We start from the raw sequence: 409 nt of genomic DNA on the forward strand, positions 1-409 counted from the left end.
TGGCTTTCTTGGCTTTCTTGGCTTTCTGATAGGAAACAACCGTTTTTTTGATCTTCAAAATCAGTTCGCCGCCGGTCTGGCGGTTTAGCTCCTTGAGGGTATCCAGTGTGAAGTCAAAGTCTGCCATACGATCGGTGTCGATGGTGAACTGCTTGACATTGGAGGACACCAGCTTATCCAGCGTGTCCGCTTTCAGGGTAATCTGTACATCCTTCAGTTTGGCATCCATCTTTACAGGAACCACCACAGCAATGCCGTTTGCGGTGTTGCCATTCTTTTTCGCATCAGCAGCTGCTTTGTCGATTGCCTGTTGTACGGCGCTTTTGTTGATGTTGGCATTTCCGTTGGTTGTGGGTTTCACCGGTGTGGTTTGTCCGGTGGTCGGGGTGTTGGGGTTGTTCTTGTCCGG

At 50.1% G+C, this 409-nt stretch carries 1 pseudogene; it reads right to left on the bottom strand.

The features are described 5' to 3' along the window. A pseudogene (locus tag ASU35_RS20095) lies at positions 1-409 on the bottom strand (InlB B-repeat-containing protein); the annotation flags it as partial.

This window comes from Acetivibrio ethanolgignens, assembly GCF_001461035.1.
Classification (GTDB): domain Bacteria; phylum Bacillota; class Clostridia; order Lachnospirales; family Lachnospiraceae; genus Velocimicrobium; species Velocimicrobium ethanolgignens.